General features: G+C 69.3%; 24 protein-coding genes. 19 read left to right on the top strand and 5 right to left on the bottom strand.

The annotated features are described in order from the left end of the window. Positions 1–16 precede the first annotated feature (16 nt). Positions 17–1,603: an HNH endonuclease gene (locus tag AC3ANP_RS11595; protein WP_488330330.1), complete on the top strand. Its 1,587-nt coding sequence runs from the start codon at positions 17–19 to the stop codon at positions 1,601–1,603. 18 nt (positions 1,604–1,621) lie between these two features. Here the strand turns inward: AC3ANP_RS11595 and AC3ANP_RS11600 are convergent, their stop codons facing one another. Then, on the bottom strand, positions 1,622–2,005 hold the full coding sequence (locus AC3ANP_RS11600) for a hypothetical protein (RefSeq protein WP_488330331.1): 384 nt from the start codon (positions 2,003–2,005) through the stop codon (positions 1,622–1,624). Between the two features lie 167 nt (positions 2,006–2,172). Here AC3ANP_RS11600 and AC3ANP_RS11605 point away from each other — a divergent pair, with 167 nt between their 5' ends. Then, positions 2,173–2,742, top strand: a complete 570-nt coding sequence (locus AC3ANP_RS11605; RefSeq protein WP_488330332.1) for a P-loop NTPase family protein — start codon at positions 2,173–2,175, stop codon at positions 2,740–2,742. Between the two features lie 33 nt (positions 2,743–2,775). On the opposite strand, the gene AC3ANP_RS11610 is transcribed toward AC3ANP_RS11605, so the two are convergent. Beyond that, positions 2,776–3,195, bottom strand: a complete 420-nt coding sequence (locus tag AC3ANP_RS11610; protein WP_488330333.1) for a hypothetical protein — start codon at positions 3,193–3,195, stop codon at positions 2,776–2,778. A gap of 81 nt (positions 3,196–3,276) precedes the next feature. Next, positions 3,277–3,849 (bottom strand): DUF937 domain-containing protein, encoded by a 573-nt coding sequence (locus AC3ANP_RS11615; protein WP_488330334.1) that lies wholly within the window; start codon positions 3,847–3,849, stop codon positions 3,277–3,279. A gap of 237 nt (positions 3,850–4,086) precedes the next feature. On the opposite strand from AC3ANP_RS11615, the gene AC3ANP_RS11620 reads away from it, so the two are divergent. The 15 genes from AC3ANP_RS11620 to AC3ANP_RS11690 all read left to right on the top strand — a co-directional run bounded on the left by AC3ANP_RS11620 (position 4,087) and on the right by AC3ANP_RS11690 (position 20,601). Further along, the gene (locus AC3ANP_RS11620; RefSeq protein WP_488330335.1) at positions 4,087–5,091 is read left to right on the top strand and encodes a bifunctional riboflavin kinase/FAD synthetase; all 1,005 of its coding nucleotides are present in this window, start codon (positions 4,087–4,089) and stop codon (positions 5,089–5,091) included. A 57-nt stretch (positions 5,092–5,148) separates the two neighbouring features. After that, positions 5,149–6,003 (top strand): tryptophan 2,3-dioxygenase, encoded by an 855-nt coding sequence (kynA, locus tag AC3ANP_RS11625; protein ID WP_488330336.1) that lies wholly within the window; start codon positions 5,149–5,151, stop codon positions 6,001–6,003. Further along, positions 6,000–7,256 carry a kynureninase gene (kynU, locus tag AC3ANP_RS11630; protein WP_488330337.1) on the top strand — a complete coding sequence of 419 codons (1,257 nt, stop codon included), beginning with the start codon at positions 6,000–6,002 and terminating at the stop codon, positions 7,254–7,256. Before kynA ends, kynU begins: the two co-directional genes overlap by 4 nt. A gap of 189 nt (positions 7,257–7,445) precedes the next feature. Further along, positions 7,446–7,715, top strand: coding sequence for a 30S ribosomal protein S15 (gene rpsO, locus AC3ANP_RS11635; RefSeq protein WP_488330338.1), 270 nt, complete (start codon positions 7,446–7,448; stop codon positions 7,713–7,715). A gap of 240 nt (positions 7,716–7,955) precedes the next feature. Beyond that, on the top strand, positions 7,956–10,205 hold the full coding sequence (locus tag AC3ANP_RS11640) for a polyribonucleotide nucleotidyltransferase (protein WP_488333033.1): 2,250 nt from the start codon (positions 7,956–7,958) through the stop codon (positions 10,203–10,205). Between the two features lie 122 nt (positions 10,206–10,327). Further along, complete coding sequence (locus AC3ANP_RS11645) at positions 10,328–11,671, top strand: M16 family metallopeptidase (protein ID WP_488330339.1); 1,344 nt, start codon at positions 10,328–10,330, stop codon at positions 11,669–11,671. 136 nt (positions 11,672–11,807) lie between these two features. Continuing rightward, a complete protein-coding gene (locus AC3ANP_RS11650) occupies positions 11,808–12,290 on the top strand; it encodes a DUF1579 domain-containing protein (protein WP_488330340.1) in 483 nt (160 codons plus the stop codon). 195 nt (positions 12,291–12,485) lie between these two features. Then, on the top strand, positions 12,486–13,685 hold the full coding sequence (locus AC3ANP_RS11655) for a substrate-binding domain-containing protein (protein WP_488330341.1): 1,200 nt from the start codon (positions 12,486–12,488) through the stop codon (positions 13,683–13,685). Positions 13,686–13,749: 64 nt separating this feature from the next. Next, the gene (locus AC3ANP_RS11660) at positions 13,750–14,514 is read left to right on the top strand and encodes an ABC transporter ATP-binding protein (protein ID WP_488330342.1); all 765 of its coding nucleotides are present in this window, start codon (positions 13,750–13,752) and stop codon (positions 14,512–14,514) included. Then, on the top strand, positions 14,511–15,329 hold the full coding sequence (locus AC3ANP_RS11665) for an ABC transporter ATP-binding protein (protein ID WP_488330343.1): 819 nt from the start codon (positions 14,511–14,513) through the stop codon (positions 15,327–15,329). Before AC3ANP_RS11660 ends, AC3ANP_RS11665 begins: the two co-directional genes overlap by 4 nt. Beyond that, positions 15,326–16,201, top strand: coding sequence for a branched-chain amino acid ABC transporter permease (locus tag AC3ANP_RS11670; protein ID WP_488330344.1), 876 nt, complete (start codon positions 15,326–15,328; stop codon positions 16,199–16,201). The genes AC3ANP_RS11665 and AC3ANP_RS11670 overlap by 4 nt, the downstream gene beginning before the upstream one ends. Continuing rightward, positions 16,198–17,433: a branched-chain amino acid ABC transporter permease gene (locus AC3ANP_RS11675; RefSeq protein WP_488330345.1), complete on the top strand. Its 1,236-nt coding sequence runs from the start codon at positions 16,198–16,200 to the stop codon at positions 17,431–17,433. The genes AC3ANP_RS11670 and AC3ANP_RS11675 overlap by 4 nt, the downstream gene beginning before the upstream one ends. Further along, positions 17,430–19,034, top strand: coding sequence for a class I adenylate-forming enzyme family protein (locus AC3ANP_RS11680; protein WP_488330346.1), 1,605 nt, complete (start codon positions 17,430–17,432; stop codon positions 19,032–19,034). Before AC3ANP_RS11675 ends, AC3ANP_RS11680 begins: the two co-directional genes overlap by 4 nt. Beyond that, positions 19,031–19,699: a TetR/AcrR family transcriptional regulator gene (locus tag AC3ANP_RS11685; RefSeq protein WP_488330347.1), complete on the top strand. Its 669-nt coding sequence runs from the start codon at positions 19,031–19,033 to the stop codon at positions 19,697–19,699. The genes AC3ANP_RS11680 and AC3ANP_RS11685 overlap by 4 nt, the downstream gene beginning before the upstream one ends. Continuing rightward, positions 19,696–20,601 (top strand): alpha/beta hydrolase, encoded by a 906-nt coding sequence (locus AC3ANP_RS11690; RefSeq protein WP_488330348.1) that lies wholly within the window; start codon positions 19,696–19,698, stop codon positions 20,599–20,601. Before AC3ANP_RS11685 ends, AC3ANP_RS11690 begins: the two co-directional genes overlap by 4 nt. 48 nt (positions 20,602–20,649) lie before the next feature. Here the strand turns inward: AC3ANP_RS11690 and AC3ANP_RS11695 are convergent, their stop codons facing one another. Together AC3ANP_RS11695 and moaA are read right to left on the bottom strand one after the other, a co-directional pair. Beyond that, positions 20,650–20,919 carry a MoaD/ThiS family protein gene (locus tag AC3ANP_RS11695; RefSeq protein ID WP_488330349.1) on the bottom strand — a complete coding sequence of 90 codons (270 nt, stop codon included), beginning with the start codon at positions 20,917–20,919 and terminating at the stop codon, positions 20,650–20,652. Between the two features lie 7 nt (positions 20,920–20,926). After that, a complete protein-coding gene (moaA, locus tag AC3ANP_RS11700; RefSeq protein WP_488330350.1) occupies positions 20,927–22,069 on the bottom strand; it encodes a GTP 3',8-cyclase MoaA in 1,143 nt (380 codons plus the stop codon). 66 nt (positions 22,070–22,135) lie between these two features. Here moaA and AC3ANP_RS11705 point away from each other — a divergent pair, with 66 nt between their 5' ends. Both AC3ANP_RS11705 and AC3ANP_RS11710 read left to right on the top strand, forming a co-directional pair. Then, positions 22,136–23,770: a molybdopterin-dependent oxidoreductase gene (locus AC3ANP_RS11705; RefSeq protein ID WP_488330351.1), complete on the top strand. Its 1,635-nt coding sequence runs from the start codon at positions 22,136–22,138 to the stop codon at positions 23,768–23,770. Positions 23,771–23,796: 26 nt separating this feature from the next. Continuing rightward, positions 23,797–25,014, top strand: coding sequence for a molybdopterin molybdotransferase MoeA (locus AC3ANP_RS11710; protein ID WP_488330352.1), 1,218 nt, complete (start codon positions 23,797–23,799; stop codon positions 25,012–25,014). The last annotated feature ends 29 nt before the right edge of the window (positions 25,015–25,043 follow it).

A 25,043-nucleotide genomic window follows, 5' to 3' on the forward strand; every position in this document is an offset into this window, starting at 1 on the left:
TTGATTGAATTACTGCATGGGAATCGGTGCAGTTCTCGCCTCTCGTCCGGCTGGTGGGCCGGGCGGTGATGTTGCCCGCGCGGTTCCTTCGCTCGGCAGTATTCTGGGCCAGTTGCGGGAGTTGAGTTCGACGGCGGCGCGGGACGCGGCGCTGCTGGGCTTCGCTGCGGCGGCGGATTTCGCCGGCGACGTCGAGGAGGTCGCCCGGACCCTCGAATACCTGCAGGTCGTCGCCGCCGGCGCCGTGGACCGCACCCGCAAAGAAGCCGCCGACGGCGCCGGGACGGGCGAGATCGGTACAGGCGCGATCGGCGGGGTTGACGGGGTCCGGGCCGGCGATGACGGCTACCGCAAGACCGGGGATTTCCTGCGGGACCGGCTGCAGATCACCGCCGCCGAGGCTCACCGGCGCCTGTCCCTGACCCGGGCCGTGCTGCCGCGCACCGGGTTCACCGGTGAACCGCTGCCGCCACTGCATGAGGAACTCGCCGCGGCCCTCGCCGCCGGCACCGTCCCGTCCCGGTCCGCGACCATCATCACCCTGGCCCTGGACCGCGTCCGGCCGCTCTGCGACCCGGACACCCGTGCCCGGATGGAACACACCCTGACCAGCACCGCCATCGAACACGACCCCGACTTCCTGGCCCGGATCGCCCGGCGCTGGACCGACGCCATCGACCAGGACGGCGCCGAACCCGCCGAAGAGGCCCTCCGCCAACGCCAGGGCGCATTCCTCCGCCGCCCCCGGCACGGGCTCCAGCACCTCGAAATCTTCGCCACCACCGAACAATTCGAACACCTCCTCACCGTGATGAACACCGCCACCAACCCCCGCACCACCCCGGCCCCGGGCGCGGCCGCGGGTGCCGGCACGGTGTCACCGGACGCGGCGTCGGGTGGGGCGGCCGGAAGCAGCGGCAGCGGGAACGACTCCGTCGGCGCGGTTGCCGGGTCCCTGGACTGGCGGTCACGGCCGCAGCGGCTCCTCGACGGCCTGATCGGTGCCTGCAAAGTCGCCCTGGCCTCCGGCGGCCTGCCCGCCACCGGCGGCCTCCGGCCCCAGATCATGGTCACCATCGACTACCAGGACCTCCTGGCCCGCCTCGACCGCGACCACAGCACCAGCACAACGGGCGCAACCGGAGACGGCGCCACCGGGACCGGGCCCGGACCCGGCTTCACCGGCACCGGAACCCTGGCCTTCACCGGCCCCGTCACCGCCGCCACCATCCGCAAAATCGCCTGCGACGCCGACATCATCCCCGTCCTGCTCGGCACCGACAGCCGGATCCTGGACATCGGCCGTACCAGCCGCCTCTTCCCGCCCCACCTCCGCAAAGCCATCACCGCCCGCGACCAGGGCTGCGCGTTCCCCGGCTGCACCATCCCCGCCCCCTGGTGCGAAGCCCACCACATCACCTACTGGTCCCGCGGCGGACCCACGTCCGCCGAGAACGGAGTCCTGCTCTGCTCCCACCACCACCACCTGATCCACAAAGAACACTGGACCATCCGGCCCCGCGCCGGCATCCCCTGGTTCATCCCGCCACCCCACCTCGACCCCCGCCAACAGCCCCAACGAAACCAGTACTTCCGATCGTGAGTGTGGGTGCCTGCTTGGTCAGCCGGCACTGAAGGGGAGCGGGGTTCCCGCCGGGAACTGGACGGTGCCCTGGTTTGGCGTCATCGTGAACCATTCACGGTTCTGCTCGGTGAGGAAGAGGAGTTTCCGGGCGCCGTCGTCCAGCGGGTCGCCGTCGGGGTAGGTCTGTCCGCAGGTCACCGGCATGGACGCGACGCGGACGGGGCCCCGTCCAAGACCGCCCTTGAAAACCTGCTCGACTTCCACCACATGGACATGGGCTTGGTAACCGTAGCTCCGCGATTCGCCGTCCCGTTTCAGCGGCTTGCCGACGAGCACGGCACCGGCGTGGTCAAAGCGCTGTTGCATCGTCTCGAAGGCGACCCAGTCAACGCAGACGTCCGTGCGGACGGCTCCCGGCACAAGCCCGCATCCGCAAAGCAGCGCGGCGGACAGACCACCCATAATCCCCGCACCCGCCGGCCTGCGCATGTTCAGACCATATCTGGTCTGCCGGAGGTGCCGGTAGCGGGACTGGACGGCTTCCAGTAGGTGCCGCCCCACGGGACCTGTGTGGCATGCTGATGTGCGTGCACCCCCGGAACCCGACCGCTGGCCCCTCACGGGTCCTCTTCTATGGCGTCACCGGAAGCGGCAAATCCTCCGCGGCCCGCGCCTATGCGGCCCGCACGGGGCTGCCCGAATTCTCCGCCGACGACGACGTCGGCTGGCTTCCGGGGTGGCGGCAACCGAGCACCGACGAGCAGCGGGAACTGGCAGCGCGTATCGCTGCCCAGGATCAGTGGGTTCTCGACAGTGCCTACGGAGTGTGGCGTGACATCGTCGTCCCACGTGCGGAATTGATCGTGGGACTGGACTATCCGCGGTGGCTTTCGCTGCTCAGGCTGATCCGCCGCTCGGTCCGCCGGGTCATCGCCCGGGAAGAAGTCTGCAACGGCAACCAGGAATCCTTCAAACGACTCTTCGCGCGCGACTCGATCATTGGCTGGCATTTCCGCTCCTTCAGCCGTAAGCGGCAGGTCATGCGCTCACTGCGAAACGCCCCAGGCAACGCCGAGGTCCTGCTCTTCCGCCATCCCCGCGAACTCGAATCGTGGCTCCAGCGGCTCCCGGATGTGGACCCCCAGCCCGGCCGGTAATCCGGCACACCGCACCGCCGGTCCATGCCGGCCTTAGCGGATCGGCTCGCCCTTAGCGTCTACCCGGAAGTCCGCAATTACTCGGTCCGTGGCCGTGTCGATAATGACGACGGAGTGGTCCGGCCAGGCCGGGTTCGGCGTGACGGTGTAGCTCACGTCCGAGAGCTTGGTGGGCCGGCCCGAATCGTTGATTTGGCGATTGAACGCGTCCACCACCTGGTTCGTCTCGGTGTTGACGGCGACAGTTTCCTGCGGAAGCGCCGCGGTGGCCCCGGAGGCCGGCGTGGCGTTCCACCAGCCTTCGTACCCGCCGACGGGGCCGTCGAGCCGGGACGTTGTGGACTGCCCGGATCGCTCCGGTTGCACGCTGGCGGCGGACTGGACCGCGTAGGCGCTCAGCGCACCAACCGATACAAGGGCCAGCACGACGGCGGCCAAGAGCCTGTTCTTCAAAGTGTCCCCCAACAGTGAGTCGAATTTCCGCCGACTCTAGCAGTGCCGCGGGTCCACCCACCGGTGTTCCAGCCGTTCGCGCTATTTCTTCCCGAAAAGACCGCCGAACAAACCGCCCAGGCCGCCCTCGCCGCCGCCCGCGCTGCCGCCGAGAATCCCGCCGAGGATGCCGCCCAGATCAATGCCGCCGGCCCCGGACTGTGCGCCGCCCTGCCCTCCGCTGATACCGCCGTCGGACTGGCCGCGTCCGCCCAAAACCTTGTTGGCAAGGTAGGACATGACGATCGGTGCCAGCATCGGAAGTAGCTTGCGGACCAGGTCGCTGCCCACCCCGCCGAGTTGCGTCGTGCCCGCCAGTTGCTGGGCCACCTGGTCCTGCTGTCCGCCGAAAACGTGGTTCACGATCTTCTCGCCGTCGGCCGTGTCCACCTGGGCCGCGTCCACGCCGCCGTCGAGCAACCCGTTCCGGTGCTGGCCGAGCGCGGATTCCAAGGAAGCCGCGCCGTCGGGCGCCTGGGCGTTGTTGTGCAGCCCGGCGAGAAGCGTGGGCACCGCCGCCTCCACCGCCGTCTGGGCGGTCTGCCGGTCAGTCCCGAGCATGCCGGCGATCTGGTCGACCGGGATCTGGCCGAGGATGTCCTGGAGTTCAGTCATGTTCTTCTCCTTCAGCCGCGGGCAGCCCCGCGGGCATTCTGGGCGGCGGCGGCCGCGTTGCCGTCGCAGGACTCGTGCCCAAGCATCGTAGCTCCGGGGCGGAGGAGCCGAAAGGGGTCCGCCGGGGGGGCCGGCCGACGTCCGTGGAACGGGCCGATTGCAGGTAATCTTAGAGAGTTCCGGAGCCGGCCCGACCCCTCCGGAGGAGTTCACGGCAGGCAGCAAAAGGCGAGGTAGATGGTCCGCATTTGGAACGATCCGTCCGAGGTCCCGGCTGACTTCGGTCCGTCTGTGGTCACGTTCGGCAACTTCGACGGCGTCCACCGCGGCCATCAGCAGGTGCTCTCGCAACTCATCCGCACCGCGCGCCTGAACAACGCCCGCGCCGTGGCCATCACCTTCGACCCGCACCCCGCCCAGGTGCACCGGCCGGAGTCCGCGCCGGAGCTGATCATGGGGCTGGACGACAAACTGACCGCCCTGGGCGAACTGGGGCTGGACGCCGTCCTGGTGATGAAGTACTCCCTTGAACTGGCCAGCCTCACGGCCGAAGAGTTCGTCTCCTCGGTGCTCGTCGATGCGCTCAAGGCCAGCCACGTCGTGATCGGCCATGACGCCCGCTTCGGCCGCGGCAACTCCGGCGACCTGGACACCATGAAGGAACTGGGGGAGAAGCTCGGCTTCGACGTGCAGGTCATCAGCGAGTTTGGCTCGGAAGGCTATCCGCTGCACGGTGCCGGTGGCGCCGGGCACGACGGCGGCGGAAGCGACCGCCGCTGTTCCTCGTCCTGGGTCCGGGAAGCATTGCGCCAGGGCGACGTCGCCACCGCTGCCGCCGTCCTGGGACGGCCGCACCGGATGCGCGGCGAGGTGGTCCACGGCGCCGCGCGCGGCCGGGACCTTGGTTTTCCCACCGCCAACCTTGCCCCCTCCGCCAGCGGGTACATCCCGGCGGACGGCATCTACGCGGGGTGGCTGGTTGATCAGGCCGGAACCCGTTGGCCGGCCGCCATCTCGGTCGGCTCCAACCCGACCTTCGACGGTGTCAGCCGCCAGGTCGAGGCCCACGTGATCGACCGCCCGGAAGAAGCCGTGGAAGACTTTGATCTCTACGGCCAGAGCGTGGTGGTCGAGTTTGTCGCCCGGCTCCGCGGCATGGTCGCGTACCGTGGCCCTGAGGCGCTGATCGAACAGATGCGCCTGGACGTCGTCCAGGCACACGGAATCCTGTTCGCCCACTAGCGCGTTCGCGCGGTGAGGCCGGCAGGGCAGAGAGTCCGGGCCAGGAAGGCAAGAGACGTGACCCTTGAGAAAAACACGCGGGAGCTGGACCAGGACATCGTCCGTGACTTCAGCTCCCGGATGAGCTACGCCTCGTACCTGCAGCTGCAGACCCTGCTCAGCGCCCAGCAGCCGGTCAGCGCCCCGGAGCACCACGATGAGCTGCTGTTCATCATCCAGCACCAGACTACGGAACTGTGGCTCAAACTCGTGCTGCACGAATTGCGCAGCGCGGCCGCGTGGCTGCGGGCGGATAACCTCGGCTCCGCACTCAAGGCCATCGCCCGGGTCAAACACATCCAGAAGACCCTGACGGAGCAGTGGTCCGTGCTGGCCACCCTGACCCCCACCGAATACTCACAGTTCCGTGGGTTCCTCGGCAGCTCCTCCGGATTCCAGTCCAGCCAGTACCGGGCGGTGGAATTCCTGCTTGGCAACAAGAACCGGAAGATGCTGCCGGTCTTTGAATCGGATCCCGAGGCCCACGCCATGCTCCTGGAACTGCTCGAGGCCCCCAGCATTTACGACGAATTCCTTGCCTATCTGAGCCGCCAGGGCTTCGCCGTCCCGGCCACGGTGCTGGAACGGGACGTCAGCCAGGCCCACGTGTTCTGCCCCGAGCTGGTCCCGGTGTTCAAACACATCTATGAAAACGCTGCCGGCAACTGGGGCGCCTACGAGGCCTGCGAGGAACTGGTGGACCTGGAGGACAATTTCCAGCTTTGGCGCTTCCGGCACCTGCGCACCGTGCAACGGACCATCGGCATGAAGACCGGCACCGGCGGATCCAGCGGAGCGGCCTTCCTGCAAAAGGCCCTCGAGCTGACCTTCTTCCCGGAGCTGTTCGCGGTCCGGACGGAGATCGGGCAGTGAGCGCACAGCCGGCAGTCCCGGACGCCGCGGAATTCCTGCGGGCACGGGCCGCAGCGCTCGACGCCGCGGACCCGCTGGCGGCGTACCGCGCCCACTTCATCGGAACGGACACGGATTTGTCCTACCTCGACGGCAACTCCCTCGGCCGCCCGCTGAAGCGCACGGCCACGGACATCGCCGACTTTATCCAGCACAGCTGGGGCGGCCGCCTGATCCGGGGCTGGGACGAGGAATGGCTGGAATTGCCGCAGGCCATCGGTGACCAGCTCGGCCGCGCCGTCCTCGGTGCGGCGCCGGGCCAGACCATCATCGCGGACTCCACCACCGTGGCGCTGTACAAGCTGATCCGTGCGGCGCTGGCCGCCGTCACCGACCCCGGCCGCACCGAGATCGTGCTGGACACGGAAAACTTTCCCACCGACCGCTACCTGGTCGAAGGAATCGCCCAGGAGGAAGGGCTCACGCTGCGCTGGATCGAACCGGACCCGGCGTCCGGGGTGACCGTGGAGCAGGTGCGGGACGCCGCCGGGCCGGGCACCGCCGTCGTGGTCCTGAGCCAGATCGCCTACCGCTCCGGTTACCTCGCGGACCTGCCCGGCATCACGGCGGCCGTGCACGACGCCGGGGCCCTGGTGGTCTGGGATCTGTGCCACTCCGCCGGGTCGGTGGAGATCGGGCTGGACGCCGCGGGCGTCGACTTCGCCGCCGGCTGCACCTACAAATACCTCAATGGCGGACCGGGATCGCCGGCCTTCGCGTACGTGAACGCCCGGCACCTGGCCGGACTCCGGCAACCCATCTGGGGTTGGATGGGCCGCAAGGACGCCTTCGAAATGGGGCCGGGTTACGAGGCTGCGTCCGGGATCCGGGGCTTCCTCAGTGGCACCCCGGCCGTCTTCGGCATGCTGGCGATGCGGGGGACACTGGACCTGCTCGAGGAGGTCGGGATGGCTGCCGTCCGGCAGAAGTCGAGGCAGCTGACGGGGTTCGCCGTCGAACTGTACGACGCGTGGCTGGCGCCGGAGGGGGTGCTGCTCGGAACGCCCCGGGACCCGGAGCGGCGCGGCAGCCACATCACCGTGGACCACCCCGCCTTCCGGGAGATGACCCCGGCGCTCTGGGGACAGGATGTGATCCCCGACTTCCGCGCACCGCAGGGCATCCGCATCGGGCTCTCACCGTTGAGTACGTCCTTTGAGGAGCTGTACCGGGGCGTCGCCGCGATCCGCGAGCTGCTCGCCGGCTCCCGGTGAGAACCGCCGGCGTCGGCAGCGTTTAGACAACGCCGACGGCATACCCGTAAACTAAAGGTTGGATCCGGCTGCAGTCCGTGGCGGCTGGCTCTTGTTGTGTTGCGTAGACTTCCCCCGGGAGGAACTCCGGCACGGCACCCGGCAGTGAATTACTGAATCGGGCCTCACGGCACGTCTCTAGGAGTAAACGTGGCACTTGAAGCCGCTGTAAAGCAGTCCATCATGAAGGAATACGCAACGTCCGAGGGCGACACCGGTTCGCCGGAGGTCCAGGTTGCGGTCCTGACCCAGCGGATCAAGGATCTGACGGAGCACATGAAGGAGCACAAGCACGACTACCACACCCAGCGCGGTCTGCTGGCCATGGTTGGCCGTCGCAAGCGCATGCTCACCTACCTCAAGAACACTGACATCAACCGCTACCGTTCGCTCATCGAGCGCCTCGGCCTGCGCCGCTAGTCAGCTTTAGGGCGGCCTTTCCTCCGGGAAGGGCCGCCCGCTTCAAAAAAACTCAACAGGAGGATCAACCGCATCACGCATTCGCGGTCCTCGGTAGTGACCTCCGGGAACGGCTTCAAAGGAACGAAGCCTAGGCCCGTGGGTCTCGATCGATGACCGGGTGTAGTGCAGGCCAGTAGACAGATGCTGGACTGGGTTGATGCGGCTGGACTCCGTCAACCAGAAACGGAGGTGACTCTCTTGGAGGGTCCCGAAATCCAGTTCTCAGAAGCCGTCATTGACAATGGCCGCTTCGGCAAGCGGGTTATCCGCTTTGAAACCGGCCGTCTTGCCAAGCAGGCAGCCGGCGCAGCGATGGTCTACATCGACGAAGAGACCGCGCTGCTGTCCGCCACCACCGCCGGCAAGCACCCGCGCGAAGGCTTCGACTTCTTCCCGCTGACGGTCGACGTCGAAGAGCGCATGTACGCCGCCGGCCGCATCCCGGGCTCGTTCTTCCGCCGCGAAGGCCGCCCCTCGACCGAAGCCATCCTGGCCTGCCGCCTGATGGACCGTCCGCTGCGCCCCGCGTTCGTCAAGGGCCTGCGCAACGAGGTCCAGATCGTGGTCACCGTGCTCTCGATCAACCCGGACGAGCTCTACGACGTCGTCGCGATCAACGCGTCCTCGATGTCCACCCAGCTTTCCGGCCTGCCCTTCTCCGGCCCGATCGGCGGCGTCCGCGTTGCCCTCGTCGCCGACGAGCACGGCTCGCAGTGGGTTGCGTTCCCGAAGCACTCCCAGCTGGAGAACGCCGTCTTCAACATGGTCGTCGCCGGCCGCGTTGCAGGCGATGACGTTGCCATCATGATGGTTGAAGCCGAAGCAACGGATAACTCCTGGAACCTCATCAAGGAACAGGGCGCCACCGCCCCGACCGAAGAGGTTGTTTCCGAAGGCCTCGAGGCTGCCAAGCCGTTCATCAAGGCCCTTTGCGAAGCGCAGTCCGACCTGGCAGCCCGCGCCGCCAAGCCGACCGTCGAGTTCCCGGTCTTCCTGGACTACGAGGACGACGTCTTCGCCGCCGTCGAGTCTGCCGCCGCGCAGAAGCTGACCGCTGTCTTCCAGATCGCCGACAAGCAGGAGCGCGACACCGCCTCCGACGCGCTCAAGGACGAGGTCACCTCTGCCCTGGCCGGCCAGTTCGAAGGCCGCGAGAAGGAACTGTCCGCAGCGTTCCGCTCGGTCACCAAGCAGGTCGTGCGCCAGCGCATCCTCAAGGACCAGATCCGCATCGACGGCCGCGGCCTGACGGACATCCGCCAGCTCACCGCCGAGGTCGAGGTCCTGCCCCGCGTCCACGGCTCGGCCATCTTCGAACGCGGTGAGACCCAGATCCTGGGCGTCACCACGCTGAACATGCTCAAGATGGAACAGCAGATCGATTCGCTGTCTCCCGTGACGCGCAAGCGCTACATGCACAACTACAACTTCCCGCCGTACTCCACCGGTGAGACCGGCCGTGTCGGTTCGCCGAAGCGCCGCGAAATCGGTCACGGTGCCCTCGCCGAGCGCGCCATCATGCCGGTGCTGCCGTCCCGCGAGGAATTCCCGTACGCGATCCGTCAGGTGTCTGAGGCTCTCAGCTCCAACGGTTCGACGTCGATGGGTTCCGTCTGCGCCTCCACGCTGTCCCTGCTCAACGCAGGCGTGCCGCTGAAGGCTCCGGTCGCCGGTATTGCCATGGGCCTGGTCTCCGACCAGGTTGACGGCCAGACCCGCTACGCCGCGCTGACCGACATCCTCGGCGCCGAAGATGCCTTCGGCGACATGGACTTCAAGGTTGCCGGCACCTCCGAGTTCGTCACGGCCATCCAGCTGGACACCAAGCTCGACGGCATCCCCGCCTCGGTCCTGGCTGCCGCGCTGAAGCAGGCCCGCGAAGCCCGCCTGCACATCCTGGACGTGCTGAACTCCGCGATCGACACCCCGGACGAGCTCTCCGAGTTCGCGCCGCGCGTCATCGCGGTGAAGATCCCGGTAGACAAGATCGGCGAGGTCATCGGCCCGAAGGGCAAGATGATCAACCAGATCCAGGAAGACACCGGAGCCGACATCTCGATCGAGGACGACGGCACTGTCTACATCGGCGCCACCAACGGCCCGTCCGCCGACGCTGCACGGTCCGCGATCAACGCCATCGCCAACCCGCAGATCCCGGAAATCGGCGAACGCTACCTGGGCACGGTCGTCAAGACCACCACCTTCGGTGCCTTCGTGTCGCTCACCCCGGGCAAGGACGGCCTGCTGCACATCTCCGAGCTGCGGAAGATCGCCGGCGGCAAGCGCGTGGACAACGTCGAGGACGTGGTTTCCGTGGGCCAGAAGATCCAGGTGGAAATCACCAAGATCGACGACCGAGGAAAGCTCTCCCTCTCGCCCGTGGTGGCCGACGAGGCAGGGTCCGCTGAGGCGGACGACGCCGAGGTCTCCGTGGAGTCCGGCGAGTAGTCCTTCCTGACCCAAGCTGCGGGGCCGGTGGATTCGTCCACCGGCCCCGCAGCCGTTAAAGGCAGGTAGGATTGCTGCCAGATTTCGCACATTTTCACTGACGGTTTCATGGAAAGGCCTTAATGACTGTCGTCCCTCTGCCACTCGAGCAGAACCAGCACGCTGACACCCTCATCCACGGCGCCGACGGCGGGTCGGAGGTGCGGCGTTCGGTGCTGCCGGGAGGCGTCCGGGTGCTGACCGAGGCGATGCCGGGGCAGCGGTCGGCCACCATCGGCTTCTGGGTCGGCGTCGGCTCGCGCGACGAAGCCCCGGGGCAGCATGGCTCCACGCACTTCCTGGAGCATCTGCTCTTCAAGGGCACGAAGCGTCGGACCGCACTGGAAATAGCGTCCGCCTTCGATGAGGTGGGCGGGGAATCGAACGCGGCCACCGCGAAGGAAAGCACCTGCTACTTCGCCCGGGTGCTGGACACGGACCTGCCGATGGCGATTGACGTCATCGCCGACATGATCACCGGTGCCGTGCTGGATCCGGAGGAGATGGAGCAGGAACGCGACGTCATCCTCGAGGAAATCGCGATGGACAGCGATGACCCGACCGACGTCGCGCACGAGCACTTTGTCGCCGCGGTCCTGGGCACCCACCCGCTGGGCCGCCCGATCGGCGGAACCCCGGACGCGATCCGCGCCGTGGCCCGCGACTCGGTCTGGGACCACTACCGCCGTTACTACCGCCCCGACGAGCTCGTGATTACCGCCGCCGGGGGACTGGACCACGACGTCGTCTGCGGCCTGGTGGTCGGCGCACTCGATGCGGCCGGCTGGGACCTGGAGCACGACGCCGCACCCGTCCAGCGCCGGTCCACCGAACGTGCGGCGATCTCCGGAACGGCAGGGCTGCACGTCATTAAGCGGCCCGTGGAACAGGCCAACATCATCGTGGGCTGCCCCACGATCGTCGCCACCGACGAGCGCCGCTACGTGATGAGCGTCCTGAACGCCATCCTCGGCGGCGGCATGTCGTCCCGGCTGTTCCAGGAAGTCCGCGAGAAGCGCGGTCTGGTGTATTCGACCTACTCCTTCGCGTCCTCCTACGCTGACGCCGGCTACTTCGGGATGTACGCCGGCTGCACTCCCTCGAAGGTCCGCCAGGTCCTGGAGCTCCTCGGCGCCGAGCTGGACAAGCTGGCCGCGTCCGGCATCACCGAGGACGAGCTGCGCAAGGCCGTGGGCCAGCTCAGCGGCGGAATCGTGCTGGCGCTGGAGGACACCGGCTCGCGCATGTCGCGGCTGGGCCGCGCCGAGCTGGTCTCCGGTGAATACCAGGACATTGATGCAACCCTGGGCCAGATCCAGGCGGTCACCGCAGCCGACGTCCAGGCCCTGGCCCGCGAACTCGCCGCCGCACCGCGCACCGTCACGGTCGTCGGCCCGTTCGAGGAAACCGAGACTTTCGGGCTCTAGCCCTCGTTTCGGTCCGGCGCGGCGCCCCCGCCGGGCGCCGGGCGCCGCTCCGCCCCCGCCGGGCGCCGCTTTACAGCGCCGCGGCCCGGCGTGATGATGGTGGCGGGGCCACACCGGAGTGCCCCTCGGAGGCAGCATGGACCGACCGCTGGCGGGCAGCGCGCAGGAGGCGCTCGAAGGGTTTCTCGGACACTGGAGCGGCACCACGCGGTGGGAAGCCACGGCCTGGGCGCCGGCCCGGACCGCTGCCGCCGACATCGTCTTTGCCCGGGCCGCCGCCGGCTTGGCCATGACCATGAGCTACCGGCACCAGGAACCGGACGGCGCCAAGACCGAGGGCATCGGGGTCTTCACCACGGACCGGGCCCATGCCGACACCCTCTGGTACCACGTCAACAGCCCCGGCGCCGCGGAAGGTCCTGTCCGGGCCAGCTGGCATGACGGCACCCTGACCATTGAGCGCCGCAGTGCCCGCGGGGTCGCCCGGCACACGCTGCGGCTGGAGCAGGACCGGCTGATCCACGCTGCAGGGCTGCGGCTCGGTGCCGCCCGCGAGTTCAGCCCCGTCCTGAGAACGGTGTGCCGCCGCGTGGCCGACGCCGCCGCCGTTCCCGCCTGACGCTCCCGCGGGCATTCTTCGGGAGCGTCCGACGTTCCCGCGGGCACCAACCGTTGCCATTTCGTTGCAAAGCAGCCCCTGAAATCCGTTGACACGCTGTGAGCCGCATCATAGATTGGCGGTAATCTGAATCACCTTTCAGGTTCTACCCAAATCTCTTGCCAGATTCCGCGGATTCTCAACGAAAGGCATCCCGTGAAGGATACAAAGAAGTTCCTGATGGCCGCCGTCATGGCCACCGGGCTCGCCCTCAGCGCCTGTGCGCCCACCGCCGGCTCCGCCGCGCCGGCCGGCTCCGATGGCGCCAGCAAGGCGGCCGAGCCGGTCAACGTCGGCATCATCTACTCCAAGACCGGCCCCTTGGCGGCCTACGGCGCCACCTACTACGAGGGCCTGCAGGCGGGCATCGACTATGCCACCGGCGGAACAGGAGCAGTCAACGGTGCCAAGATCAACCTCACCTATGCGGACGACGGCGGCGACCCGGACAAGGCAGTCACCGCTGCCAAGGACCTGATCGGCAAGGGCTACAAGGTCATCGGCGGAACCGTCGTCTCGGGCATCGCCCTGAAGCTGGCCGAACAGGCGCAGCAGAACAAGGTGGTCTACATCTCCGGACCTGCTGCGACCGACGCCATCCAGGGCATCAACAAATACACCTTCCGCTCCGGCCGGCAGAGCCTGCAGGACGTCGCCACTGCCGGAAGCTTCATCGACACCAAGGGCAAGAAGGTCGTCGTGTTCGCGCAGGACAACGCCTTCGGCCAGGGCAACGTCGCAGCCGTCAAGGCCGTCCTCGGTGCGAAGGGGGCCACCGTGGAGTCCGTCCTGGTTCCTGAGGGCCAGGAGCTCACGCCCTTCGCCCGCCAGCTCGTAGACGCCAAACCCGACATGGTCTTCGTCGCTTGGGCCGGGGCGACCTCCGGGACCATGTGGCAGGCACTGAGCCAGCAGGGCGCCTTCGAAGCTGCTCCGATCGTCACCGGGCTGGGCGACGCGTCAACCTTCGGCGCCTACGGCGAAGCCACCGCCAAGATCAGCTTCCTCAACCACTACTTCCCGGGCGCCGCTGGCACCGAGGTGGAAAAGAAGATGATCGCCGCCGTCGAGAAGGCCGGCAAGAAGGCCGACCTGTTCACCCCCGATGGATTCGTTGCCGGCCAGATGATCGTCCAGGCCATCAAGGGCGGCGGCAATGACGCCGATGCCATGGTCAAGGCGCTCGAGGGCTTCAGCTTTGACGGGCCCAAGGGCAAGGAGACGGTCCGGGCTTCGGACCACGCCCTGATCCAGGACATGTACCAGGCCAAGCTCGTCCAAAAGGGCGGTACCTGGGCTGCCGAGCTCGTCAAGGTGGTTCCGGGCGACACCGTCGCGCCGCCGGAAAAGAAGTAGCCGCACGGCGCGGGCCGTGTGCCTGTTCCAGCCCAGACCAGCCAGCGAGAAGTGAAGGATCCGAATGACTACCCCAGCCCTGCCCGCCCTGGCGGTGGACGGCCTTGGTTTGCAGATCGGCGGTGCCCGCATCCTCCAGGATGTCAGCTTCGCCGTCGGCGCCGGTGAGATGATCGGCGTGATCGGCCCCAACGGGGCCGGCAAAACCACCTTGTTCAACCTGATTTCCGGCGTGATGCGGCCCAGCGCCGGCCGCATCACGCTGAACGGCAGGGAGATCACGGCCGCGCCGATCCACCAACGCGCCCGGGCAGGGCTGGGCCGGACCTTCCAGACCTCCAACCTGTTTCCGCGCCTGAGCGTGCTGGAGAACGTCCGGCTGGCCGCCCAGGCCAAGCTGGGCGGGAGCTTCAGTATCCTGCGCTTCCCGTCCGGCTCGGACGAGGCGACGCGGATCGCGCGCGGGACCATCGCCGAGGTCGGCCTGAGCAGCAAGCTGACGGCGGCGGCCGGCGATCTCTCCCACGGCGAGAAACGGAAGGTGGAGATCGCGGTGCTGCTGGCGACGGACCCCGCCGTCGTTCTGCTGGATGAACCGATGGCCGGGGTGGCATCGGGGGACGTCCCGGCCCTGACCGCGATCATCCGGGGAATGCACCGGGACCGCGGCTGCACGGTGATGATGGTGGAGCATCACATGGATGTCGTTCTGGGCCTGGTGGACCGGGTGGCCGTGATGCACCACGGCAGCCTGCTGGCCCTGGACAGCCCCGATGCCGTGATGGCAGACGCCACAGTGCAAAGCGCCTACCTTGGAGAACCCGTATGAGCACCGCAGCCGCACCCCGGTCCACCGAAACCCGGCCGATTTTGCGGGTCGAGGGCCTGCACGCGACGATCGCCGGCCAGCAGGTGGTCGAAGACGTCTCCTTCGTCGTTCCGGCCACCGGCATCACGGCGCTGCTGGGCCGCAACGGCGTCGGCAAGACCAGCACGATCAAGGCCATCATCGGCCTGATCGACCGCAGCGGCACGGTTGAGCTCGACGGCCAGCGGATCGAAAAGGACGCCACGTTCAGGATCATCCGCAGCGGCGTGGGCTACGTTCCGGAGGACCGCGAGGTCTTCGCCAAACTGACGGTGGCGGAGAACCTGCGGCTTGCCGAACGGGACGCCGCCCCCCGCCGGCAGCTGGTCGAAGAGCTGTTTCCGGATCTGCTGGCCCGCTCCGCGCAAATGGCCGGAACACTGTCCGGCGGCCAGCAGCAGATGGTCTCGCTGGCACGCGCCCTGCTCAATACCAACAAGATCCTGCTCGTCGATGAGCCCACCAAGGGCCTGGCCCCCAAAATCGTCGGCGAGGTTGCCGAAACGCTGGCTGAGGCCGCCAAAACCGTCCCGATCCTGCTCGTTGAACAAAACCTGCACGTCGTCCGCCAGCTTGCCGAAGGCGCCGTCGTCCTCTCCGGCGGCCGCGTCGTCCATACCGGCCCGGCCCTGGAGTTCCTCGACGACCCCGGCCTGATCCAGCGGCATCTGGGCGTCTCCAACGACTCCGGGGGAGCCGAAAAGTCGGCCGAGGCAGCAGGGGCAGCAGCCGGCGGCCCGGCCCGGACACCTGTCGAGAAAGGCGCTGCGCTGTGAATACCGTGGTCCTGCTGTTGTTTACCGGCCTTGGCCTGGGCGCGCTGTACTTCCTCGTCGCAGCCGGCCTGTCCCTGATTTACGGCCTGATGGGGGTGCTGAACTTCGCGCACGGGGCCTTCCTGACCCTGGGTGCCTTCACCGGCTGGGAAATTGCCCGCCGCACCGGCTCAGACAGCTGGGGAACATTCCTGCTGTCCCTTCTCATCGGGGCCGTCGCCGGGGCAGCCTTTGCCGCCTTCACAGAATTCGTCCTGATCCGCAGGCTCTACCAGCGGCACATCGAACAGGTCCTAGTCACGGTGGGTCTCTCGCTTGCCGCCGTGGCACTTTTTGACGGCATCTGGGGCACCGACCCGGTGTTCATCCAGGGGCCGGCCTGGTTCAAGGACACCACCGAGATCCTCGGTGCCCGGGTCCCTAACGACCGCTTCGTCTGCATCATCGCCGCCGTGCTGGTGCTGCTGGCCATGGTTTTCTTCCTCAGGAAGACCCGCTACGGGATGATCATCCGGGCCGGGGTGGAAAACCGCTCCATGGTCACCGCCCTGGGCATCGACGTCCGGAAAGCCTTCACCCTGGTCTTCACCATCGGCGGGGCGGCGGCCGGCCTCGGCGGCGTTCTCGCCTCGCACTACTTCGGCTACGTGTCCCCGATGCTCGGCGGTTCGCTGCTCATTTTCGCTTTCATCGTCACCGTGATCGGCGGGCTCGGGTCGCTGCCCGGTGCGGCGATCGCCGCCGTCGCCGTCGCCGTCCTGCAGCAGTTCGCGAACTTTTACCTCGGCGGCACGGGCGACTTCGTCGTCGTGCTGGCGCTGGCCCTCGTGCTGCTGTTCCGTCCCACCGGCCTGCTCGGGAGAACCGCATGACCACCGACACTGATACCAATAGCACCGACGACACCGTGAACGCGGGCCAGACCGCGGGCCGCGGCGGCAGCGGCGACGGCGGAACCGGTCAGCGCGGTGCCAGCGCCGTCACCCGGCCGCGCCCCGGCCGCGGCCGCATCACCGGCCGGCGGATCGCGGCGTGGGCCGGCGGCGCCGCGGGCGTGCTGCTCCTGGTCCTGCTGCCGCTGCTGAACCTTTCGCTGCCCGGTGTGCTGCCCGGACCCAGCTATACGCCGGGATCCTTGCAGCTGCTGGCCATGTGCATGCTGATGGCCGCTGCGGCGCTGACCTATCACCTGCTGCTGGGCGTGGCCGGACTGCTGTCCTTTGGGCACGCCCTGTACTTTGGCGCCGGCGTCTACGGGCTCGCGATCATCCTGCAGAACCTGGACATCCCGCTGCTGCCCGCGATGGGACTGACCCTGCTGATCGTCATTGTGCTGGCCCACGTGGTGGGCAGCATCAGCCTGCGCGTCAGCGGAATCCCGTTCGCGATGGTCACCCTCGCCTTCGCCCAGGCAGGCTCGGTGATCGTCGGACGCAACCCGGAGGGCAAGACCGGCGGGGACGAGGGACTGACGCTGCGGACGGACAACCTGCCGGACTTCCTGGTCGGCGTGGTGAACACCCGCAATCTGTACTGGCTGGCGCTGGCGGTGCTGGTGGCGGTGTTCGTCGTGGTCACCTGGGTGCAGTCATCCCGGGCCGGCCATGCTGCCGCCGCGGTCCGCGAAAACGAACTCCGGGTCCGCGTCCTGGGGCTGCAGCCCTACCTGGTGAAGCTGCTGGTCTTCGTGGTCTCCGCCGTGCTCGTCAGCATCATCGGCATGGTTTTCCTGCTGTTGCAGAGCGGTGCCGTTCCGCGGGCGATGTCCGCGGACCTGACCATCACGCTGCTGGTGATGGTGGTACTGGGCGGCGTCGGCTCGCGCTGGGGCGCCGTGATCGGCGGCGTCTTCTACACCATCCTCGACCAGCGGCTCACCACCCTCGCGAACTCCGAGGCGGTCAAGGCGCTGCCGGATATCCTGCGCGTGCCGCTGTCGGAGCCGCTGTTCATCCTCGGCACCCTGTTCGTGCTGGTGGTGCTGTTCCTGCCCGGCGGCCTGACCGGGACCGCCCAGCGGCTGGCGCGACGCCGGCGCCGCGGCCCCCGCAGCAGCGGGCAGAGCACGGCCACGCCGAGCGAGATCCTCGAGGACGCCGCATGAGCAACGCCTCCGGTTCCCGGGTGCCGGACGGCCTGCATACCCTGGGCCGCTGGACCACGGACCGCAGCCTGGCCGGCCCGGACCGGATCGCGATCGATGACCGCGGCTGCACCCTGAGCTACGGCGAGCTGGAACGCAGGGCGGCGTCCCTCGCCGAGGGCTTCCGGGCCGCGGGCTACGGGATCGGCGACCGGATCGCGAGCCTGACCGGGAACAGCTCGGACCACGTGGTGGCCTTCTTCGCCTGCGCCAAGGCCGGGCTGGTCCTGGTGCCGCTGTCCTGGCGGCTCTCACCCCGGGAGCTCGCGGCCCAGCTGGAGCTCGCCGAGCCGCAGCTGCTCCTGGTGGAGGGCGAGCTCGACGCCCTCGCCGCGGCCGCGTGCGCGCTGCTGGCGCACCGGCCGCGGACCGCCGCCCTCGGCCCGGGCGGGGTGGAAAGAGCCGCCCCGCCACCGTCCCGCGTCCGCGCGGCGGCGCCCTACCCGGCAGTCTCGGACCCGGCGGCCGGGCCCCGCCGGGAGGTGCGCGACGACGACGCCGTCTTGATGATTTTCACCTCCGGCACCGAAGGCACCAGCAAGGCCGCGGTGTTGACCCACGCCAACTGTTTCTGGAACAACCTCTCCCTGTCCCGCGCCCTGGACATGGGCAGCAGTGATGTGGTGCTGGCCGTGCTGCCGCAATTCCATGTGGGCGGCTGGAACATCCAGCCGCTGCTGGCGTGGTGGACCGGAGCCACCGTGGTGCTGGAGCGCGGCTTCGAGCCGGGCCGGGTGTTGCAACTGATCGCGGAACGGGGCGTGACCATGCTGATGGGGGTCCCCACCCAGTACCTGATGCTGGCCGAGCACCCCGACTTCGCCCGCGCGGAACTGTCCAGCCTGCGGCACGCCGTGGTGGGCGGCGCCCCGATGCCCGCGCCGTTGCTGCGGATCTGGCACCGGCGGGGAGTGGCGCTGAGCCAGGGCTACGGGCTCACCGAAGCCTCCCCGAACGTGCTGTGCCTGGCCAACGAGGACGCCACCCGGATGGTGGGCTACTCGGGGAAACCGTACCCGCACGTCACCGTCGCGGTCGCGGATCCGGCCACCGGGGAAATCCTCGAGGGAGCCGCCACCGGCGAACTGCTGGTCGCCGGGCCCGGCGTGTTTGCCGGCTATTTCCGGGACCCCGCCGCCACCGCCGCCGTCCTGGCCGACGGTTGGCTGCACACCGGAGACCTTGTCGAACGCGACCCCGAGGGGTACATCAAGGTGGTGGACCGGCTCAAGGACATCTACATCTCCGGCGGCGAAAACGTGGCCCCGGCCGAGGTCGAGGCCGCGTTGCTGGGCCACCCGGCGGTGGCGCAGGCCGCCGTCGTCGGCGTGGCAGACGAGCAGTGGGGCGAAAGCGGCCGGGCGTTCGTGGTGGTCCGCCCCGGCATGGCCACGGACGAGCAGGAACTGCTGGAGCACTGCGCCTCGCAGCTGGCCCGCTACAAGGTCCCGGCCGGGATCGAACTGGTCCCTGCGCTGCCCCGCACCGCACTGAACAAGGTGCTGCGCGCCCGGCTGCGCCAGGACCTGGCGGCCGGCGCGGCGGCAGGGGAGCGGTCATGAGTGCCACGCCGCGCACCGCCCGCGGCACCCGCACCCGGGCCAAGCTCCTCGAAGCCGCGGAGGCGGTTTTCGCTTCCGTCGGCTACCACGAGGCCTCGATCGTGAAGATCACCGAGGCGGCCGGCGTCGGACTCGGCACCTTTTACCTCTACTTCGACGGCAAGCAGGCGATCTTCGATGAGGTGGTCGAGGACCTGAACCGGCGCGTCCGGCATGCCATGACCGACGCCGCCAGGAGTGCCGCCACCCGGCTGGAGGCAGAACGGGCAGGCTTCCGGGCCTTTTTCCGTTTCACCGCCCAGCATCCGGCGCTCTACCGGATCATCCGCCAGGCCGAATTCGTCTCACCCGGGGCCCTCCGGCTGCACTACACCCGGATTGTCAACGGCTACATCGAAGGCCTCAAGGCGGCCCAGCACAGCGGCGAGGTCCGGGAGATGGACCCCACCGTGGCGGCCTGGGCCCTGATGGGCATCGGTGAACTGATCGGCATGCGCTGGGTGCTGTGGGACGAGGAAGGCAGCGAGCCGGTGCCCGGCGCCCGGCCGGACGTACCGGACGACGTCTTCGAAGAAATGATGCAGTTCATCGAACGCGCTTTGGCCCCGGGCTCCCCGGCGGCCGCCACGAACCCCACCCCGCCCCAGGAAGGGACAACACCATGACGCAGACAGCCAGCAGGGACACCTACCGCACCGTCGAAGTGGAAGTCCGTGGCGGGACGATGCACACCGCCATCTGGGGGCCGGAGGATCCGGACGCCCCGACGGTCCTCGCCGTGCACGGGGTGACCGCCTCGCACAAGGCCTGGCCCTGCCTTGCGGCCGCACTGCCGGATGTGCGCGTCATCGCCCCGGACCTGCGGGGCCGGGGACGCAGCAACGCACTGCCGGCGCCGTACGGCATGCCTTCACACGCCGAGGACCTCGCCGCCGTCCTCGCGGCGCTGGCCCCGGGGCCCGTGGTCGTGGTGGGGCATTCGATGGGTGCCTTTGCCTCGCTCGTCCTGGCAAATCTCTTTCCGGAGCGCGTCCGCTCGCTGGTGCTGGTGGACGGCGGACTGCCGCTGCAGGTACCGGAGGGCCTCTCGGACGAGGCGATCGTCGCCGCGGTGCTGGGTCCGGCCGCGGAGCGGCTGAACGCCACCTTCCCCAGCCGCGAGGTGTACCGCTCCTTCTGGCGGCAGCACCCGGCGTTCAGCGCCGACTGGAGCCCGCTCGTGGAAGCCTACGTTGACTACGACCTGACCGGGGAAGCGCCGGAGCTCCGGCCCGCCACCCGGTACCAGGCGATGGCCGAAGACACGGCTGAACTGCACCGCGGCGCCTCGCTGCTCCGGGCCCTGGAGGAACTCGCTGTGGACACCCGGGTGCTCCGCGCCCCGCGGGGCCTGCTGAACGAGCCAGCCGCGCTGTATGCGCCCGGCTACCTGGAGGACTGGGCCGCGAAACTGCCGGCCCTGCAGGTTCGGGAAGTGCCGGACGTGAATCACTACACCATCGTGATGGGGGAGGCAGGTGCCGCCGCGGTTGCCGAGAGCGTGCGGGAGGCCCTGGCCGCGGGCTGAGGCGGGCAGCTCCGCTCCGCCGGGCCCGGGCGGCTACCGGCGGCGCTGCTACCCGCCGGCGAAAGGCGGCAGCACGTCCACGACGTCGTCCGGCGCCAGGACCGCCGCCGCGTGATCCCGCACCGCCACCTCGTTGAGCAGGAAGCTCGACCTGGACAGGATCCGGGACAGCGGCGGCGTGCCGGCCGGCGGCTCGGGCCGTTCGACGGCGAGGATCGCCGCCAGCAGGGCCGGCAGCGTGGCGCCGTCGGGGAACTCGAACTTTTCCTCGTCAGTGCCGGCAGCGGCGCGCGCGGCAGCGAAGTAACGTACATGCACAGCGGTTTCAGCCTCCGATGGCGCTCATGCTGCGGTCCGGCTGGACGAAGTCCGGTGCGTCCAGCCCGACGTGGTCCATGCCGTGGGCCTTGGGTTTGAGCCACATGGCATCCTGCCAGCGCCCGGCGAGTTCCTCGTCGCTCGCCCCGCTGCGCAGCAGCCCCAGCAGGTCGGTCTCCTCGCGGGAGAACAGGCAGCTCATGATCTTGCCCTCCGCCGTGATGCGGGTCCGGCGGCAGTCGGCGCAGAACGGTTCGGTGACCGAGGCGATGATCCCCACAGTGCCCAGCACGGGGCCGGTGGCTTGATCCGTGCCCGGGATGCGGGCCCGGACCTCGAAGCGTTCGGCCGGCGCGCCGTCGCGCTCCCGCGGGTCAGTGCCGAGCACATAGTCCGCCGAGAGCAGCTCGCGGATCTCGGCGGCAGTGATCATGTTCCGCCGGGTCCAGCCGTGGTCCGCGTCCAGCGGCATCTGTTCGATGAACCGCAGCTCATAGCCGCGCTCCAGCGCCCAGGCCAGCAGGGCGGGGGACTCGGCGTCGTTGATGCCGCGCATCAGCACGGCGTTGAGCTTGACCGGCCCCATCCCCGCTGCCCAGGCGGCGTCAACGCCGGCGAGGACGCGGTTAAGGAACGGACGGCGGGTCAACTTGGCAAACGTCTCTTCGTGCAGTGAATCCAGGGACACGTTGATCCTGGTCAGGCCCGCTGCCTTCAGCCCGGCCGCCTTCTTGTCCAGCCCGACGGCGTTCGTGGTCATCGAGATCGGCAGGTCCGGGTGGGCCCGGCGGAGCGCGGCAATAATCTCCAGCAGGTCGGCCCGGACCAGCGGCTCACCGCCGGTGAGCCGGAGTTCGCGCACCCCCAACAGGTCCACACCGATCCGCACGAGGCGCACAATCTCGTCCGCGGTCAGGACCGCCTGCTTGGCCAGCCATTCCAACCCCTCGGCCGGCATGCAATAGCTGCAGCGAAGGTTGCACTTGTCCGTCAGCGAGAGCCGCATGTCGGTGGCGCGGCGGCCGTAACGGTCCTGCAGGCCTGCCGGCATCCCGTCCGGGCGCCCGGCCTCCGGCGCCGGGGTGCCGGTGCCGGACACGCCGGAGGCGCCGGACGGGCGGGGCCCGGGCATGCCAAGCTGAACACTCATACCGTCAGGCTACGCCACTGTGAGCCAGGCATCACGCCCGCGGGCGTGCGAACTTATGCTGGAGGTATGAACACCTCCCAGGCCGCGCCGGCAGCGGCCAGCAGGGGAGCGGCCCGGCCGGGCAGGCGGCCCCTGACCTGGTGGGCGGCGGCGGCCGGGGTCGCCGCCGTCGGCGCCGGCGTCGTCCTGGGCGAACTGGCTGCCGGGCTGCTCAGTCCCTCGGTCTCACCGGTCACGGCGGTCGGCGGGGCGGTGATCGATGCGGTCCCGCCCGGCGTCAAAGACCGGGTCATCGCGCTCTTCGGCACCGCGGACAAGCTGGCCCTGCTCACGGGCATGGGCCTGGTCATCGCGCTGCTGGCCGCGCTGGCGGGCCTGCTGGAGTGGCGGCGCCGGTTTGCCGGGCTGGCCCTGATCGCAGTCTTCGGCCTGGCCGGCGTTGCGGCGGTGCTCAGCCGGGCCGAGGCGACCGGCAACGCCATCCCGATGCCCGTGCTGAGCGCGGCGCTGGGCATGATGCTGCTGACGTGGCTTGTCCGCCGGCTCCGGGGGTGGCAGGACGCCCTCGCGGCCGCCGCCGCACCGGAGCAGGCCGCACCGGACCAGGCCGCACTGGAGCAGGTTGGCGGTCCCGCCCGGCGGCGGTTCCTGCAGTCGCTGGGCGGCACCGCAGTGGCGGCTGCCGTGGGCGGGGTGCTGGCGTCCACCCTCCGCGGAGCGGCCGACGCCGTCGCCGGTCTGCGCAGTTCCCTGGTCCTGCCGGCGCCCGCGTCCCCGGCGCCGGCGATCCCGGCGGGCGCCGACCTCGGCCTGGCCGGGCTCCCGGCCCTGGTCACCGCGAACAAGGACTTCTACCGGATCGACACCGCCCTCCGGGTCCCGCTCGTGGACCCCCGGCAGTGGAAACTCAAAGTCACCGGCATGGTCGACCGCGAGGTGGAAGTGGACTTCGACACCCTGCTCGCCAAACCCCTGACCGAACGGCACATCACCATCGCCTGCGTTTCCAACGAGGTAGGCGGTGACCTGATCGGCAATGCCCGCTGGCTTGGCTGGCCGGTCCGGGAGTTGCTGGCTCAGGCCGGCCCCCGGCAGGGCGCGGACATGGTGCTGTCCCGGAGCATCGACGGCTGGACGGCCGGGACCCCGCTGGAGGCACTCACCGATGGGCGGGACGCCCTGCTCGCGGTGGCGATGAACGGCGAGCCGCTGCCGCTCGAACACGGCTTCCCCGTCCGGCTGATCGTGCCGGGCCTGTACGGCTACGTGTCGGCCACAAAGTGGGTCACCGAACTCAAACTGACCAGGTTCGCCGCCGACGAGGGATACTGGACCCCGCGCGGCTGGAGCGAGCGCGGACCGATCAAGACCGCGTCGCGGATCGACCTGCCGCGCCCCGGGCGGAGCGTGCGGGCCGGGACGGTGACCTTCGCCGGCGTGGCGTGGGCGCAACACCGCGGCGTCGGCAAGGTGGAACTGCGGGTGGACCGCGGCGAATGGCATCAAGCCGAGCTGGCCCCCGGGATCTCCACGGACACCTGGTACCAGTGGAGGACCGCCGTGCCGCTGGGCTCGGGCCGGCATGAGGTGCAGGTCCGCGCCACCGGCCTCGACGGCGTCCCACAGGTGGAAGCCACGGCGCCCCCGGCGCCCAACGGGGCCACGGGCTACCACACCGTTACAGTGGACGTGAACTCCTAGTCCCCCGAACCGAAAGCCAGCAACGCATGCACCGCACAGCGCACGCACCGGTCACTGTCGAAGCACACCGGGACAAGGTACGGGAACTGCTCGCGCCCCTGGCCGGACGCCGCGAGATGGTGCCGGTGCCCGAAGCCCTGGGCCGCGGACTGGCCGCGGACGTGCTGGCGCCGCTGGACCTGCCGCCCTTTGCCAACTCCCAGATGGACGGCTTCGCCATCCGCAGCGCCGACGTGCCCGACGGCGGCGCGGAGCTGCCGGTCGCAGACCCCGTCCCTGCGGGCGCCGAACCGGCAGCACTGGCACCGGGCACCGCTGCCCCGGTCATGACCGGGGCGATGCTTCCCGCCGGCGCCGACGCCGTGGTGCCGATCGAACAGGCAGTCCCCGATGCCTTCCCCGACCCGGGTGCGGCTGCCACCGTCCGCCTTCCGCCGGCGCCGCCGGGAACCTTCGTCCGCGACGCCGGCAGCGACATCGCCGCCGGGCAGCCAGCGCTTGCCGCCGGAACCTGCCTCGGACCGGGCCAGCTGGGCCTGCTGTCCGCCCTCGGGATCACGGAGGTCCCGGTGCACACCGCCATCAGGGTGCTGCTGGTTAGCACCGGCGACGAGGTGGTGGAACCGGGCACCCCGCTGGCACCGGGAAAGATTTACGACGTCAACGGCACGCTGCTGGCCTCGGCGCTGCGCCAGGCGGGCCTTAGCGTGACCCGGTCCGGGATCTCGGCCGACGACCCCGCCGAGCTTGGCCGCCTGCTGCGCCGGGAGGCTGCGGCAGTGGACCTGATCATCACCACCGGCGGAGTCAGCAAGGGCGCCTACGAGGTGGTCCGGCAGGCGATGGCGGGATACGACGTCGAATTCGGCACCGTGTCCCTGCAGCCGGGCGGCCCGCAGGGCATCGGCACCTTTGAGGGGGTCCCGGTCCTCGGCTTCCCGGGGAACCCGGTCAGCTGCCTGGTGTCCTTCGAAATGTTTCTTCGGCCCGTGCTGGTGGAGCTGCTGGGCTCGCCGGCGCCCCGGCCGGTGGTCCGGGGCCGGCTGGCGGAGGCCCTGACCTCGCCGGAAGCCAAGCACCAGGTCCGGCGCGGAACGGTCGGACCGGACGGCAGGGTCCGCCTTGAAGGCGGTGCAGGCTCCCACCTGGTGCACGCGCTGGCCCGTTCCAACGCGCTGGTCCACGTCCCGGTCGGGACGACTGCGCTCGCCGCGGGCGATGAGGTGGAACTATGGATCCTGTGAACCCAGCAGAGAACGATTCTTCAGACCCC

The sequence above is a fragment of the Arthrobacter sp. JB02-1C genome (assembly GCF_057748045.1).